This window comes from Streptosporangium sp. NPDC002544 (assembly GCF_040295965.1).
In the GTDB taxonomy this organism is placed as follows: domain Bacteria; phylum Actinomycetota; class Actinomycetes; order Streptosporangiales; family Streptosporangiaceae; genus Streptosporangium.
Window position 1 is genome coordinate 275,869 of record NZ_JBEOWJ010000002.1, and the last position, 15,206, is coordinate 291,074.

14 protein-coding genes are annotated in these 15,206 nt (G+C 68.4%); 9 read left to right on the forward strand and 5 right to left on the reverse strand.

The window, feature by feature from the left end:
* The first annotated feature begins 17 nt into the window (after positions 1–17).
* The 9 genes from ABT061_RS04110 (at position 18) to ABT061_RS04150 (ending at position 7,983) form a co-directional block, all read left to right on the forward strand.
* A complete protein-coding gene (locus ABT061_RS04110; RefSeq protein WP_350912429.1) occupies positions 18–530 on the forward strand; it encodes a hypothetical protein in 513 nt (170 codons plus the stop codon).
* Positions 531–872: 342 nt separating this feature from the next.
* The gene (locus ABT061_RS04115) at positions 873–1,202 is read left to right on the forward strand and encodes a PadR family transcriptional regulator (protein WP_350912431.1); all 330 of its coding nucleotides are present in this window, start codon (positions 873–875) and stop codon (positions 1,200–1,202) included.
* A 2-nt stretch (positions 1,203–1,204) separates the two neighbouring features.
* Complete coding sequence (locus ABT061_RS04120) at positions 1,205–1,618, forward strand: DUF1048 domain-containing protein (RefSeq protein WP_350912433.1); 414 nt, start codon at positions 1,205–1,207, stop codon at positions 1,616–1,618.
* Entirely contained in the window at positions 1,618–2,436 is an 819-nt protein-coding gene (locus ABT061_RS04125; protein WP_350912435.1) for an ABC transporter ATP-binding protein, read from the forward strand. Before ABT061_RS04120 ends, ABT061_RS04125 begins: the two co-directional genes overlap by 1 nt.
* A complete protein-coding gene (locus tag ABT061_RS04130; protein WP_350912437.1) occupies positions 2,433–3,194 on the forward strand; it encodes an ABC transporter permease in 762 nt (253 codons plus the stop codon). The genes ABT061_RS04125 and ABT061_RS04130 overlap by 4 nt, the downstream gene beginning before the upstream one ends.
* Before the next feature lie 403 nt (positions 3,195–3,597).
* Positions 3,598–4,806, forward strand: coding sequence for a cytochrome P450 (locus ABT061_RS04135; protein ID WP_350912439.1), 1,209 nt, complete (start codon positions 3,598–3,600; stop codon positions 4,804–4,806).
* A 346-nt stretch (positions 4,807–5,152) separates the two neighbouring features.
* Positions 5,153–6,514, forward strand: coding sequence for a serine hydrolase domain-containing protein (locus ABT061_RS04140; protein WP_350912441.1), 1,362 nt, complete (start codon positions 5,153–5,155; stop codon positions 6,512–6,514).
* A 366-nt stretch (positions 6,515–6,880) separates the two neighbouring features.
* Positions 6,881–7,510 carry a DUF1707 SHOCT-like domain-containing protein gene (locus tag ABT061_RS04145; protein WP_350912443.1) on the forward strand — a complete coding sequence of 210 codons (630 nt, stop codon included), beginning with the start codon at positions 6,881–6,883 and terminating at the stop codon, positions 7,508–7,510.
* A 179-nt stretch (positions 7,511–7,689) separates the two neighbouring features.
* Positions 7,690–7,983: a hypothetical protein gene (locus tag ABT061_RS04150; RefSeq protein WP_350912445.1), complete on the forward strand. Its 294-nt coding sequence runs from the start codon at positions 7,690–7,692 to the stop codon at positions 7,981–7,983.
* 94 nt (positions 7,984–8,077) lie between these two features.
* Here ABT061_RS04150 and ABT061_RS04155 read toward each other — a convergent pair whose 3' ends face one another.
* From ABT061_RS04155 to ABT061_RS04175, 5 genes are all read right to left on the reverse strand, one after another.
* Positions 8,078–9,256, reverse strand: a complete 1,179-nt coding sequence (locus tag ABT061_RS04155; RefSeq protein ID WP_350912722.1) for a PDDEXK-like endonuclease domain-containing protein — start codon at positions 9,254–9,256, stop codon at positions 8,078–8,080.
* A gap of 157 nt (positions 9,257–9,413) precedes the next feature.
* The gene (locus ABT061_RS04160) at positions 9,414–9,995 is read right to left on the reverse strand and encodes a DUF4352 domain-containing protein (RefSeq protein WP_350912447.1); all 582 of its coding nucleotides are present in this window, start codon (positions 9,993–9,995) and stop codon (positions 9,414–9,416) included.
* Between the two features lie 301 nt (positions 9,996–10,296).
* Entirely contained in the window at positions 10,297–12,378 is a 2,082-nt protein-coding gene (locus ABT061_RS04165; RefSeq protein ID WP_350912449.1) for a DEAD/DEAH box helicase, read from the reverse strand.
* Positions 12,375–13,709 (reverse strand): BREX system ATP-binding protein BrxD, encoded by a 1,335-nt coding sequence (gene brxD / locus ABT061_RS04170; RefSeq protein WP_350912451.1) that lies wholly within the window; start codon positions 13,707–13,709, stop codon positions 12,375–12,377. Before brxD ends, ABT061_RS04165 begins: the two co-directional genes overlap by 4 nt.
* Complete coding sequence (locus ABT061_RS04175) at positions 13,706–15,205, reverse strand: hypothetical protein (RefSeq protein WP_350912453.1); 1,500 nt, start codon at positions 15,203–15,205, stop codon at positions 13,706–13,708. The genes brxD and ABT061_RS04175 overlap by 4 nt, the downstream gene beginning before the upstream one ends.
* Position 15,206 lies beyond the last annotated feature (1 nt).

Consider the following 15,206-nt stretch of genomic DNA (forward strand, 5'->3'; position numbering starts at 1 on the left):
TGCCGGTCACGGCCGTCGTGCTGCCGTTGCTCCCGGTGGCGGTCAACCTGGCCCACGGCCTGCCGTTCTGGATCGGCCCGAGGGGGATAATCGAGTCCTTCGTCCGCACGTATCTCTGGGAACTCACCCCGTTCCCGGTGGCGGACCAGGTGCGCGGCCCGGTCACCTCGCGCGGCGACTGCGAGCCGCCCGAGCGCGGGCGGGGCGCGGACGGCGAACTCAGGACGCCCCCGCCGACCGGTGAGCGGGCCTTCGTGTGCACGGTGCGGACATCCGAGGCGCTGCCGTCCGCGCGGAGCATCCCCGACCAGGCGCTGGTGGCGTACGGACACCGGTTGTGCGGCGTCTACACGCGGAACGATCCGGGAGAACTCGCCCGCGTCCGCGAGACCGGTGGCCCCGATGTGCGCACACTGCCCGCCCTCCTGGTCGACATCTGCCCGCGCGCCGCCGAGGTCGTCAGGGCGCAGAGCGTCGCCGAAGAGCGCGAGATGCTGGAGTGGGAGGCAAAGGGTCTTCCGGCTGGTTGACGGCATGGTCACTGGGTGCGGCGGGGTGGGCCGAGGATGGTGGTGATCTTGGCGATGGCTTCGGGGCCGGGTTTGACGTAGCGCATGGCGGTGCGGGGGTTCTTGTGCCGGGTCTTGCCCATGATGAGCTGCAGCGGGACGTCGGCCTCGCCGAGGCGGGCGCGGCCGGTGTGCGGGCAGATGTCGGCGACGGGCTCGCTCGCGAGCAGCGATCAGGCCGCCCGCACCCACATGCTTGCGGCCCCCGATTGCCCCTCAGCTATTCGGTGTTGCTAGGTACTGGTAGTCGGTGTTACTTTGTACCAGTAGTTAGCGACACCGAGTAGCTGAGGGGGGTGTTCCATGGGCAAGCAACTGACGGAGATGCTCAAGGGAACGCTGGAGGGCATCGTCCTGGCGATCCTGTCCGGCCGGCCCGCGTACGGCTACGAGATCACGGCGTGGCTGCGGGAGCAGGGCTTCTCCGACATCGCCGAGGGCACCATCTACGCGCTGCTCGTCAGGATCGAGCAGCGCGGCCTCGTCGACGTGGAGAAGGTCCCGTCCGAGAAGGGGCCGCCGCGCAAGGTGTACTCCCTGAACGCTCAAGGACGGGAGTACCTCGAAGAGTTCTGGAGGAACTGGAGCTTCCTCACCGAGAGGCTCGAACAACTCTGCGAAGGAGGTAAGTAGACGTGGTCACAGGGTCGAACGAGCCGAAGAGCCGCTACCTGCAGTACCTGGAGGTGGTCACCGGGCCGCTCGAGGACAAGAGGCGCTGGCGGCAGTACAAGGCGCGGATCAGAGCGCTTCCCGAGAACTATCGTACGGCCGTCGAAGCGCTGGAGCGGTACCTGATGCACTTCGGGCCGGCGGACGGCGCCGGCGCGATGGCGATGTATGAGGATCTTGCCGATCTGTTCGAACAGAGCGCGGCGGACGGAACCCCGATCCGCGACATCTTCGGGGAAGACCCCGTGGAGTTCGTGGAGGCGTTCGTGGCCAACTACCCGATCGGGCAGTACAGAACCCGGGAGCGGAACCGCTTCACCAGCGCCATTGAACGCGCCGCCGGCGAAAACACCGCAAGAAAGGACAGGACAGACTGATGACGACACAGCAAGCCCAGGCGATTCAGGTGCAAGGCCTGGAGAAGTCGTACAAGGAACTGCATGTGCTGCGCGGCGTGGACTTCACCGTGGCACGAGGCAGCATCTTCGCCCTGCTCGGCTCCAACGGGGCGGGCAAGACCACGGCCGTGAAGATCCTGTCCACGCTGCTCAAGGCCGACGCCGGGACCGCCCGCGTCAACGGCTTCGACGTCGCCACGCAGGCTGCGGACGTGCGGGAGTCCATCAGCCTCACCGGACAGTTCGCCGCCGTCGATGAGATCCTCAGCGGGCGGGAAAACCTCGTGCTGGTCGCCCGGTTACGGCACCTCAAGAATCCCGGCCAGATCGCCGATGACCTGCTCGAGCGTTTCTCGCTGACCGACGCGGGCGCGCGCAGGGTGTCGACGTATTCGGGCGGCATGCGCCGCCGCCTGGACATCGCGATGAGCCTCATCGGCAATCCGCCGGTCATCTTCCTCGACGAGCCGACGACCGGGCTCGACCCCCAGGCGCGCATCGAGGTGTGGCAGGCGGTCAAGGAACTCGCCGCCCAAGGCACGACGGTGCTGCTCACCACGCAGTATCTGGACGAGGCCGAACACCTCGCCGACCGGATCGCGATCCTCCACCAGGGCCGGATCATCGTGAACGGCACCCTGGCCGAGCTCAAGCAGCTACTCCCGCCCGCCAAGGTCGAATACGTCGAGAAGCAACCGACCCTGGAGGACGTCTTCCTCGCGCTCGTCGGTGCCGGCGGCAAGACGGCGACGCCGGCAAACACCGCATCTCGGTACGCAAGTAAGGAACAACGATGAGCAAGCATTTCTTCGGCGACACCGCCGCCCTACTGGGACGCTCCCTGCGCCACATCACACGCAGCGTGGACACCATCGTCACGACCGCGATCATGCCGATCGCCATGATGCTGATGTTCGTCTACGTGTTCGGCGGCGCGATCAACACAGGGTCGGTCTCGTATGTGAACTACCTGCTGCCCGGCATTCTGCTCATCACGGTCGCCTCGGGCATCGCCTACACCGCGTTCCGGCTGTTTATGGACATGAAGGGCGGCATCTTCGAGCGCTTCCAGTCCATGCCGATCGCGCGGTCGTCGGTGCTGTGGGCGCACGTGCTGACCTCGCTGGTCGCCAATCTGATCTCGCTCGTGGTCGTCGTGCTCGTCGCCCTGCTCATGGGCTTTCGCTCGGGGGCGGGAGTGCCGGCGTGGCTCGCGGTCGCCGGCATGCTGATCCTGTTCACCCTGGCGTTGACGTGGCTCGCCGTCATCGCCGGCCTGTCCGCGAAGTCCGTGGACGGCGCGAGCGCGTTCTCCTACCCGCTCATCTTCCTGCCCTTCCTCAGCTCGGCATTCGTGCCCACCGACACCATGCCCGGCCCGCTGCGCGTCTTCGCCGAGCACCAGCCGGTGACCTCCATCGTCAACGCCATCCGCGACCTGTTCACCCAGCAGCCGGTCGGCACCGACATCTGGATCGCCCTCGCCTGGTGTGTCGGCATCCTCATCGTCGCCTACGTCTTCGCCATGAACACCTACCGCCGCAAGATCTCCTAGGCCGTATCGGTCGGGCTTGTCTTGATCCCGATGAGCGTGGCGGACAGGCGGATCGCGGCGCGGTTGCCCTGAACAAGAACAGCACTTCCTCGGCTTGTCTCCGCTGCCGGGCGGAGGCTTCCAGGAGATTTGCGCGAGATGAGCACCGGGCTGTGAGCGGACCACCCGGAACACGTGCGGCAGCCGCTGACCCTTGCCGGTGCGAGTGACGAACGGCCTCCACCGTGGGCGGGCCGATCCCCCCACCAGGTACTGATGTCGCCCCGATGTCGTGGACTGGAGCGACCCGCACCGCCGCCGACGCGGATCGGCATACCCGCCAGAGCATGTGGCTCGCTGCCATTCCTTGCAACGCACCCTTCGAGCTCCACACAACACGTCCTATCGCGAGACAGGGAAGATCATGACTGAATCCCTCCACACCGTCACGACGATGCCGACGGCGCGTCAGTCCGGCTGTCCCTTCGACCCGCCCAAGGAGCTGATCGAGGCCCGTGAGCACGGCCCGATCAGCCGCTTCCCCTTCCCCGACGGACACGAGGGCCGGCTGGTCACCGGCTACGACCTGGTCCGGGCGGTCCTGGCCGACCCGCGATTCAGCTCGCGCAAGGAACTCATGCGCCACCACCCGCTGATCGACTACGGCGACATCGAGGTCCCCCCGGCGCCGCCCGGCGAGTTCCTCCTCATGGACGAGCCACAGCACGGCCGCTACCGCAAACCACTGGTCGGTAAGTTCACCGTACGGCGGATGCGACTGCTCACCGAACGCGTCGAGCAGATCACCGCCGACCACCTGGACGCCATGGAGAAGGCCGGGCCGTCGGCGGACCTGGTGACCGCGTTCGCCAAGCCCATCCCCTCGATCATCATCTGTGAGCTGCTGGGCGTGCCGTACGAGGACCGGGGCTTCTTCCAGGAGAACATCGACAAGTTCCTCGGCGGAGAGGTCAGCGACGAGGAGCTGATCGCGGCCTACACCGCGACCCAGCAGTACCTCGCGGAGCTGGTGGTGGCCAAGCGCGCCAACCCCACCGACGACGTGCTCAGCGACCTGCTCGACAGCGACCTGACCGACGAGGAACTGCAGGGGATGGCCCTGATCCTGCTGTCGGCCGGGTTCGACACCACCGCGAACATGCTGGCGCTGGGCACCTTCGCGCTGCTGCAGAACCCGGACCAGCTCGCCGCGCTGCGCGCCGAGCCCACGCTCACCGACCAGGCCGTCGAAGAACTGCTGCGGTATCTGAGCGTCGCCAAGCAGTTTTACCGGGTCGCGCTGGAGGACATCGAGCTGGGCGGCCACACCATCACGGCCGGTACGACGGTCATCCTGTCGCTCAACACCGCCGCCCGCGACCCCGAGCGCTTCCCCAACCCCCACGTGCTCGACCTGCGCAGGCAGGACGGCGGCCACCTGGCCTTCAGCCACGGCATCCACCAGTGCCTGGGCCAGCAGCTCGCCCGCGTCGAGATGCGCGTCGCCTTCCCCGCACTCCTCAACCGCTTCCCCACGCTGCGCCTGGCCGTACCCGCCGAAGAGGTCGCCCTGCGCCCGGAGACCGCCGACATCTACGGGGTCAAGAGCCTCCCGGTCACCTGGGACGCGTAACCACGAACCAATGACAGGCGAGAGCGCGTACGGGCCGCCCGCCACCGCTGTGGCTGCTCGCCTGCGGCGATCGCGTCCGCGGCCCGTTTGCGCCCGTATTCCGGTGGCCCCCTGACGAGGGCGGCTCGCGTTCCACGGCAAGACCACCAAGTGCGAGCCGGAGCGACACGACGGCATGAAACCGATGGCCGGCCGTGTCCGCCTTCGACGAAAACTGCTCGTGCTCCTCGCACACCACTCTTGCCGCACCGATCCAGCGACACGGACAGTCCCGGTCGATCCGACGTACGTCTGCTCCAGAAGTCTCAGACTCCCTACATTTCAGATCTCTAGCAAGGAATACAGCATGGAAGACACGACAAGCGGGACACCCGAACAGGGATACGTCGGGCGCCGGACCGTGTTGAAGGGCGTGCTGGGTGCCGGCGCGCTCGCCGGCACGCACGCCGCCCTCGCCGGTCGCGCCAACGCCTCCGTGAGCGGTGACGATGTCGAGCACGGTGTCGAGCACGGCTGGGGAAAAGTCGCCGACGCGTTCCGCAAGAACTTCAAAAACAACTCCGGCGAGGTCGGCGCGGCGTGCAGCGTCTACGTGGGCGGCCGCCCCGTCGTCAACCTGTGGGGCGGCCTCGCCGATCGCGAGGCGAACCGACCGTGGCGCAAGAACACCATCGTCCAGGTCGCATCCACCACGAAAGGCGCCACCGCGATCTGTGCCCACATGCTGGCACAGCGCGGTGAGCTGGATCTGGACGCCCCGGTCGCCCAGTACTGGCCGGAGTTCGGCGCTGCCGGCAAGGGCCAGATCCCGGTGCGCTGGTTACTGTCACACCAGGCCGGTCTGCCGATCGTCGACGGACCGCTGACATTCGAGCAGGCCTGCGCATGGCACCCGGTCATCCGTGCACTCGAGGCGCAGAAGCCGCTGTGGCAGCCGGGCGCCGAGCACGTCTACCACAGCGTCACGTTCGGGTTCCTGGTCGGGGAGGTCGTGCGCCGGATCTCCGGCAAGTCACTGGGCAGGTTTTTCGCCGAGGAGGTGGCCGCCCCGCTCGGACTGAGCGCCTGGATCGGGCTGCCTGAGAAACAGGAGAGACGGGTGGCCCGGATCCACTACGCCGCACCGTTCAGCGTGGAGGAGCTCACGGCCGGGCTGATCGCGATCACCGGACTCGACGCGGACACCGTCACCGCATGGGTGAACGCCGTGTGGGGCCCGGGCTCGGTCCAAGCCCGCGCCGGTGAGCTCGGCGGCGCCCTGGACAACACGACCGGCTATCACACCACGCGTGCCTGGCGCGCGGCCGAGTTCCCGGCCGCGAACATGCTCGCGGACGCGCGATCGGTGGCGCGGATGTACGCCGCCACGGTCAGCGACGTCGATGGGGTGCGGCTGCTCGATCCGTCAACAGTCGAGAAGATGACAGCCGTCCAGACCGACAAGACGCCGATGCACGGGCTGCCGCCGGGGCTGAACATCCCGGCTGACCGCTCCTTCTACATGTCGCTGGGGTTCTGGCGAGCCTGCCCGCCGCTGCCGATGGTCGGGCCGGGGTCGTTCGGCCACCCGGGCTCGGGCGGATCGATCGGCTTCGCCGACCCCGATGCCGGTGTCGGCTTCGGCTACGTCACCAACCTCTGGAACTTCCGGCCCGACGACCCGCGGGCGTCGAACCTGGCCAAGGCCGTCCGGTCCTGCCTCGGTTGACGACAGCCCTCGCGTGACGGAACTCCAGGAGACGCTGCAGGAGCTGGCAGACCGGCACGGCATCCCCGGCGTCGGCGTCGTTGACCGCCTGCGGCGGGGGGAGATAGGAGGCGCTGGCCGAACTGGTCGATCCGGGTGGGCCCGGTGGGTGAGCTGCGCGGCACCGGGCAACTGCTGTGGGCGCTGCCCGGCTCCTGGGTCGAGATCGAGCAGGGCCGAACGGCCGTGCTGGTAAGCGTCAGCACAGCACGTCGAGGAGCTCATCAAGCAGCTTGGCGAGGCCATCGTCGACGTCGACGAGCCCGACACCAAGGTGCAGGTGTTCTGCGAGTGACACCGCCACGGGCCAACGAAAAGGAGACCCCGATGACGACACAGGCGATCCATGCGCAGGGTCTTGAGAAGTCCAACTTACCCGCCCTGCGCGCGTCCGACGCGGACCGCGACCGGGTCATCGAACTGCTGCGCGCCGCCGTCGCCGACGGCCGGCTCGACCCGGTCGAGTTCGACGAGCGGCTGGACGCGGCGCTGGCCGCCCGCACCATCGACGCGCTGGCCCCGCTCATCACCGATCTGGTCGCGGTTCCAGGCAGCGACGGCGCACTCACGCTGCCGTTCGCTGGGACGCCGGCCGAGCCGGCCGCCGAACTGCTCACCATCAAGGAGCGGCACGGCTCGGTGCGCCGTGACGGCCGGTGGACGCTGCCGCATCGGCTCGCGCTGCGCACCGCGTGGTGTGACGTGACGCTGGACCTGACCAGCGCGGTGCGCAGCGCGCCCGAGCTGGTCATCGAGCTGCGGGTGAGCGGCGGCAACGTGGAGTTGGTCCTCGCGCCGGGCATGGTGGTGGACGCCAACGAGCTGTCGGTACGGCACAGCTGGCTGGCGATCAGCAGGGACGCGGGCGACAACGCGCCGGAGACGCTGCAGGTCCGCTTGGTAGGCCGCATGCGGCACGGCCGGCTCGACATCCGGTGGCAGGCGCCGTGCCGGTGACGCGGCAGGGCCCGGATACCGCGGTATCCGGGCCCTGACATCTCGCGCGTGGTGCGGGCGCGCCGCCGTGCTACGGCCTGTCGTCAACGACGGCACCGCCGCCGACGAACCGTTCTTCCTGCTCATTCCCTAAACCCCGGGTGATCGCGCCGGCGGCAGTGGCCGTCGGCGCGACGCTGGTGACAGCTTCGTCAGTGCGCCACGACCTGACCGGCGACCGCCTGTTCCCCAAGCCCGTCACCGACGACGCGCTCCAGGCCGCCGACGTGATCGTCCTGCTCGGCCCGGTGAGCATTCCACTGCCGTCCTGCGACCGGTCACCAGCTCAGCAGGTGCTGCGCTGGGACATCCCCGACCTTGACGGGCAGCCGTATGAGGCGCTGGAGGCGGCCCGCGACGACCTCAACCGCCGCGCCCTGCTCCTGATGGCTGACCTCTTGCGCCCGCAACCGGGTGCGGAAACCGGTCCATGACCGGCGCGGCGGGCTCGCTGTCAGCTGTCTGGTTACTCAGAACCCGGGACCGCCGGGGCCCTGGACCAGGGTGCGTCTCGACATGCGTTCAATGTCAGCCATGTTCTGAAACGGGGAAAGCCCGTTCCGGGTTCATCGACTGCCGGTATGCCTCGATCACCTCTACGGGAAGGCGGCCGCGGTCGCCGATGGAGTACCCCTGGTTGCGGGCCCAGGTGCGTATCTGCGCGGTGGGCACCCCGGTTGAGGAGGGGCTACCGAGACGGGCCGCCGTCACCATCCTGATCGGTGATTCGTCCATCTCATTGAAGTCTCCGTCTTCAAGCCCGTCCCAGCCGATTTTCTCCGACAGGGCCAGGGCGCTCCAGGACAGTGGCGAGCCGTTCCCCTCGTCGACGGTCGTGCCCGGTGAGATGCCTCGGCGGTCGAGTTCGGCCCAGAGCGACTCCATGGCCGTCGCCGGATCGAAGTAGAACTCGCTCTCGCGGATGCGCCAGAACCGCCACCCCGCGCGCTTGAGCTCGCGCTCCCGGTCGAGGTCAGCCTCGCGTTGTTCGGGGGTGCCGTGCCAGAAGTCGCCGTCGCATTCGACCGCGAGTCGCCCCTCGGCCCCGCTCACCACGAGGTCGATCCGGCGGCCGTTGACCTCCACCTGGGGAACGACGTTGTACCCGCGCTCCTGGATGCGGAGGAACACCCGCTGCTCGAAGAGCGAGTCGAACTCCGGATGACGGCTGTCGGGGGTCACATCGCTCAACGAGCTGCTGAGCGGTGTCGTCGGCGGGTTCAGCATGTAGCCGAGGAGCGATCGGCGCAGGCACATCGGGGAGAGCAGGTCGGGGCTGACAGAGTGGAAGAGCCACATCTGGTCCTTGGCCCGGGAGGCGGCCACGTTGAACCTGCGCTGCCACTCGGTGCTCGTCACCGTCGAACGCCTCTCGGCGATCACCATGGACAGGAACATCACGTCACGTTCGTCGCCCTGGAAGTCGGGGGGTGTGCCGACCCGCAGGCGCCGCCGCTCCCACTCCTTGGTGTCCAGCCGATCGAGCAGCATGTTGTGGATCAGCTGGGTCTGCCAGGTGCCCTGCAGGACCACGACGCCGAAGGTCTTGTCGTGGTACGCCGGATCCTCCGCGCAGGTGAGAATCCGATCCACGATCGCCTCGGCCTCCGCGACGTTACGGAGCCGGATGGTCTCCTCGGTGAGCCGGTCCGCCGGACACGTTTGACGGCCACCTTGCGGTTCAGGTGGGTGTCGACGCCCTCCCAGATCTCCCCCATGCCGCCCCGGCCGATCGGCTGCCGTAGCTCGTAGCGCTGCGCGACCAACATGGGACTCCTCTTGTCAGAGGTTGGGCATCGGGCGCCCGTTGGGGATAGCCGGATCCGGATCTTACCGGTGGTTCGGTCCGAAAAGGGGCGCGTGGTCAGTCGTTCAGGGCGACGGTGACACCGCCGGAGAAGGGGGAGTCGTGTAGTTCGATCGCCTTGATCCTGAAGTTCTTCGGGACGTCGAAGAGCAGGATCCCGTTGACCGCGTTGCCGGGGTTGATGGTGTTGAGGAAGGCGTTGGAATTCTTCAGCCCGAGGGCGGCGGCACCGGAGTCGGGGTCGTACTGCCTGCCCTTGGTGTCGATGAGCTTCTGCGAGGAGTCGCTGAACAGCTGGGACTCGTCACCGATGTTCTTCACGGTGACGTGCACCAGGACGTACTGCCCCTGGGCATCGGATCCGACGTACTCGTCGCCGACCCGCGCGACGCCCTTCTCGACCTTGGTGACCCGGAAGGCGAACTTGCCGTCCTTGACGGTGTCGCCGATTCCCGCCGACTTGGGTTCGGTCTTCTTCGCGGGGGTGGAGGTGTCGGTGGCCGCGGTGTCGTCCGAGCTCGCTGAGTTCCCGCCGTCCTTGTCGCCTCCGCTGAGGAGGGCGCCGATCACCACCAGACCGATCAGCACGGCGGCGCCGATGAGGATCGCGCGCAGGCAGCCGCCTCGCTTCCGCTGCACGATCACCACCTGTGGAGGGGGTTGGGGGTGGCCGTGCTGCGGGGGGTGCGGGTTTCCGTGCATGGCGGGACCTCGCTTTTCCAGGGGGTGGGGGCGATCGTGCGACGCCAGTGAATCATAGTGTGAACACGATGCACAAGACTAAATCTTGTGACTGTCACATATATGCGTATCATCACTAATTGATGTATCTCGTTCGTATCTGATTGGATCGCGCTCAAGTCGCGGCAGATACCCCGGAGCGCGTGTGTTGCCGCACCCCGGTGCAGGCAGGTTCAGGCGGCCAGGACGACAGCCTCGGTCAGCGGACCAGGAGACGGGTCGGTTCGGCAAGGACCGAGACCGCGGCGGGGAAGTCGGCCAGGCGGGCGGCCAGCGTCTCGACGGCGAGTTCGCGCGGTAGCGCGGTGTTGAACTTGAGCCCATTCAGCGCCCTGTCGTCCACCTGTGGGTGCCGGAGGTGGAGAGCGCGAAGGTCAGCGCGCCGGAGTGGTCCGGTGAGGTCGGCGCGGAGCCGGACGCGTAGGTCGTCCACCCGATGGACGGGATCGGCCAGCGATCCCAGGGTGGCCTTCAGCGTGGCGTTGCCCCGGTAACCCGCCCAGGTCCACCAGTAAAGGTCACCGTCCTCGCGCACGATCACGGTGCCGTCGGGGTGGACGGTGTCGGCGATCTCCGCGCGGACCTTGGCGAGTACGTCGACGGCCCGGCGGGTGAGTCGTACCGGAGGGTCGGTGCCCAGGGCGACGTCCCGCATGGCACGGGCCAGCGCGAAGGACGTGCCGCCGGATGCCAGTGAGGTCCAGCGGGCCTCTCCTCCGGTTCCCTCCACGGGGTCGACGAAGCACCGTCGCCGCTTCCAGTCGATCCAGTCGACCTTCCAGGTCCGCCCCGCCAGCAGCAGCAGGCGCGGCCCCTGCACCGAGGAGGTCAGCAGGCCGGGATCGGTACGGCCGATCTCGACGTTGCCGTGCAACACGGTGAACTCCGGCGGTGCGGTGAACACCGCAGTCAGCTCCATGAAGTGGCGGTGCCCAAAGCGCTGCTCGGCCTCCGGTCCGATGAGCAGCATGCCGCCGTCCCGTTCGAGAAACCCCTCGGTGACCAGGTGGTCGAGTACGGGCTGGGCATGACGGGATTCGAAGGGGGACAGACCGTTCCACCAGTCAGGCCAGAGCGAGTCGCCGATCCTTCCCTCCTGCAGGGTGAGTGCGAGGAGCTGCTGCGCGACGATGTGCCGAGGGTCCGGTGGCGGCTGCACGGGCTCGACATAGCCCGTGCCCCAGAGTCGCAGTAGTCCCGCCGAGGCGAGCAGGTCGTCCCGGCTCAGCGCCAGTAGCAGGCAGTTGCGGGTACCCGCCGAGCGCCGTCCGGTACGGCCAAGCCGCTGCAGGAACGAGGCGACCGACCAGGGGGCGTTGATCTGGATGACCCGGTCCAGGTCGCCGACGTCGACCCCCAGCTCCAGGGTGGAGGTGGAGACGATGACGCAGTCACGGGCCTGGGCGAAGGCCTCCTCGGCGCGGTGGCGTTCGTCGGCGGAGAGTGAGGCGTGGGACAGGAAGGTGGTCACGCCGTGGCCGCGGAGTGTCTCGCCCAGCTCCTCGACCATGCGCCGGGAGTCGCAGAAGACCAGCCGCTTCTCACCCGCGTGCAACGCGGCGATGACACGTGCCGCGTTCGCCACGGAGCCGACGTAGTCAAGCTCGATGTCGGGGGAACGGGAATCGGTGACCGTCTCGGGGGAGATCACCCGCGCGGGCCGGTTCGTACCGGTTCCCTGCAGCCAGGAGAGCAGCTCACCGGGGTTGCCGACGGTGGCCGAGAGACCGATCCGCTGGATTGGGCGTTCGGCCAGGTGGGTGAGACGTTCCAGGACGCAGAGCAGGTGCCAGCCCCGATCGTCCTTGGCGAAGGCGTGCACCTCGTCCACCACCACGGTCCGCAGGTCCCGCATGAAACGCCGGTGGTCCACCCGGGTCCCGATGAGCATCGCCTCCAGCGACTCCGGGGTGGTCAGCAGCACATCCGGCGGGTCACGCAGGATCGACTGCCGCCGCGAGGCGGAGACGTCGCCGTGCCAGAGTTCCACCCGCCTGCCCAGCCAGGTCGCGTACCTCTGCAACCTTGGCAGCAGGTTGTTGAGCAGCGCTTTCAGCGGGCACACGTAGATCACCGACAGGCCGCTCCAGCGCTGCTCCTCCATCATGGAGAGCAGCGGGAACACCACCGCCTCGGTCTTGCCCCCGGCGGTCGGGGCGACCAGCAGCGCGTCCAGTCCGTCCCCGATCGGGGTGAGGGCGTCGGCCTGCAGCGGCCGGAGCCGGGACCAGCCGAGGGTGTTGGTGACGTGGTGGGCCAGCGTCGGGTGCAGCGCGATCACAACAGGTCGAGTTCCACCTCGTCCGCCGACACGGCCCGGGGTACCCGGCGGGTCGCGTTGCGCTCGTCGTCGTTCAGTTCGGTGTCGAGGACGGTCAGCCGGTAGTGCCTGCGGGGGTCGAACTCCTCATGCTCGGCCACCCGGTGCAGCACGTCCGCGACGAGTTTGCGCAGGAACGTCCGCGGTGCCGTGCCCACCCCCAGGTGGCCCGCGACGGCGGTGGCCAGTTCCTTGACGTAGCCGTCGTCGACCAGCGACCTGATCCGCGCCTCGGCGGGATTTCCCTCGGCGTAGAGGTCGCGTACGGCGCAGCCGAGCTGGACGAGCTTGTCGGTGTCGAAGCCTGTGAGCCGGATCTGCACCGCGCGGGCCGTGTCGAACCGGGGGTCGGTGTCGAAGTCGGTGGCCAGCCGCTGAGCCAGCGGCGTGAGCCGCTGTACCCCCTGCTGCCCGTCGTAGAACGCGGGGGTGCCGGTGATGACGAGATAGAGCCCAGGGAACCGGCCCTTGTCGATCTCGTCGATGAGTTGCCGAAGCGTGTTGAGGCTCCGCTCCCGGATGTCGCTGCGCATCCGCTGCAGCGTCTCGATCTCGTCGAGCACCACGAGCAGTCCGGGATGGCCGCAGTCGCGCAGCACGGTCAGCAGGCCCTGCAGGAAGCCGAGCGCGTTCCCCGAGTCCAGGTCTCCCTTGATGCCCGCGTAGCGGCGGACCGCCGCCGCCACGTTCGGCTCGCCGCCTACCCAGGCCAGCAACCCGTCCGCGGTGGCCTGGTCCCCGGCGAGCCTGGCCCGGCGGTAGAAGCGCAGCGCGGTGGCGAAGGAGGGTGCGGTCTGGGCCGCCTTTTCGAGCCGGGACTCGATCAGCTCGTCGACCGCCGAGACCATCGCCCGCCGGTCGTCCTTGGCGATCCCCGCCGCGGCGCTCGCGTCGTCCTCCAGGGTCAGCAGCCAGGTGTCGACGATCTCGCGCAGCGCGCTCGGCGGGCTGCTGGCCGTGGAGAGGCCGCTGATCAGGGCGCGGTAGACGGTTTCCAGCTTGTGCAGGGGGGTCTGGGTGTCCGAGATCTGGATCTCGCTGGTGGCCATCCTCATCCGCTTCGCCCGTTCGGCGAGCCAGCGAGCGAAGAAGGTCTTGCCCGAGCCGTACTCGCCACGGATCGCCTTGAAACCGGCGCGCCCACTCGTCGTGTGGGTGAGCTCCTCGTCGAGCACCTTCTCGAACCGCTCCATGCCGACCGCGAAGAGGTCGAGTCCGTTCTGCGGTACGGTGCCGCGCCCCAGGGCGTCGATGATCTGCCGCCGCCTCGCCCGGCTGACCTTACGTGTCATGGTTCGACCTCCTCGTCGAGAAACTGTTCCTTCAGAAGCCCCAGGTTCAGGTCGACGGCCTGGTCTCCGTCCTTGAGCGTGAGGACGTCGAGGCTGTCGAGGTTGAGCAGCCGCTTCGCCGTGACCATCAGCAGCCGGGTCCTGTCCACCGGCTCGCCGATCAGCGCCGCCACCTCCGTCACGGCGAGGTGGCCGCCCCGTGCCTCCAGTGCGTCGAGCAGCAGGGCCACCTGGCCGGCGGAGATACCGCCGGGGGAGACGGGCTGGCTGGCGAACGCGTCGGACGCGGTGACCCGTTCGCCGAGCGTCAGGGAACGACTCGGCGAGCTGACCGGGATGCTCTTCGTCGGGGGAGACGACGCGGCCTGCGGACCGGATCTCACCGAGGGCGGAGAGGCCGGTATGGACTTCCGGGGAGGGGTTGACGATGTGCCCTGGGACGTGGCTCTCATCGGCGGACGGGAGACCGGTACGGAGTTCCGAGGAGGGGTTGACGGCGTGCCCTGGGACGCGGCTCTCATCGGCGGACGGGAGACTGGTACGGAGCCCCGAGGGGGGTGTGACGACGGTCCCGTCGCGGTGCCGCTCGCCGATGAGCCGATCGGCTCGGGGAGCCGTCGGGGCTGAGGCCGGTTCACGGCAATCCACTTACGGCCGATGAGCGCCTGGAGCCATTCCTTCGCCATCGGGCGAGACCCATGGGGACGCTGTGCCCGTGCGAACAGCTCGGCGACCGCTTCCGCCGTCTGCGGCTTCAACCCGGGAAGCAGCGTCAATGTCTTTCCGGGGCGAACATGGGCGTCACGAGCCAGGATCCGGCCCACGAGCAGGGCGAGCTTGTAGCGGTCGGTGTCCAGGTCGGGGCCGGTGGACGGCTGGAGAGGATCGTCCCAGTCGGGGGTGTGCGCCTGCCGCAGCACGGGCTCACCACCGTGGCGGCGGAAGCCGTCGCAGTCGAGGACGAACAACCGGTACGGCAGGGCCGGCCGCCAGAGCAGGTTACGGAATGAGATGTCACCGAGCACGAATCCATGGCCGTGCAGCAGGTCGATCAGGCGGGTGGCGGCAAGCGCGATCTCGACGCGGCCAGTGATGTCCGGCTGGTGCAGGCTCTGCCATGTGTGGTTGGGCAGGAACAGCAGATACTGCACCTCGATCAGTTTGGACGCGCCGTTGATGGGCCCGAGGAACTCCCCGGGGGCCTCCCGCATCAGGAATCCGGTGACCCGGTCTCCGTCACAGACCCGAGCCATCGGCCACGCGCACTGGTCGAACAGCAGTCGCCGCTCCGAGTCGGGAAGGGCGTGGCCGAAATCCACCAGGTCGGTGAGGGCCGCGTCGTTCACCGTCCCGGCCTGCGGCATGTACTCCTTGTAGACGAGCGGGCCGGCGCCGACCACCCGGGTGACCACGCCCTGGCCCCCCTCACCCAGGGGCTCCTGCTCCAGGGAGAGCGAGGTACGCTGCCGGTCGCGTGGATGGGAGACGAAGGTCACG

Excerpts from the sequence above, each read along its gene's own strand:
- ABT061_RS04115 (WP_350912431.1), top strand. The coding sequence starts at position 873 with ATGGGCAAGCAACTGACGGAGATGCTCAAGGGAACGCTGGAGGGCATC.
- ABT061_RS04125 (WP_350912435.1), top strand. The coding sequence starts at position 1,618 with ATGACGACACAGCAAGCCCAGGCGATTCAGGTGCAAGGCCTGGAGAAG.
- ABT061_RS04130 (WP_350912437.1), top strand. The coding sequence starts at position 2,433 with ATGAGCAAGCATTTCTTCGGCGACACCGCCGCCCTACTGGGACGCTCC.
- ABT061_RS04135 (WP_350912439.1), top strand. The coding sequence starts at position 3,598 with ATGACTGAATCCCTCCACACCGTCACGACGATGCCGACGGCGCGTCAG.
- ABT061_RS04140 (WP_350912441.1), top strand. The coding sequence starts at position 5,153 with ATGGAAGACACGACAAGCGGGACACCCGAACAGGGATACGTCGGGCGC.
- ABT061_RS04145 (WP_350912443.1), top strand. The coding sequence starts at position 6,881 with ATGACGACACAGGCGATCCATGCGCAGGGTCTTGAGAAGTCCAACTTA.
- brxD (WP_350912451.1), bottom strand. The coding sequence starts at position 13,709 with ATGACACGTAAGGTCAGCCGGGCGAGGCGGCGGCAGATCATCGACGCC.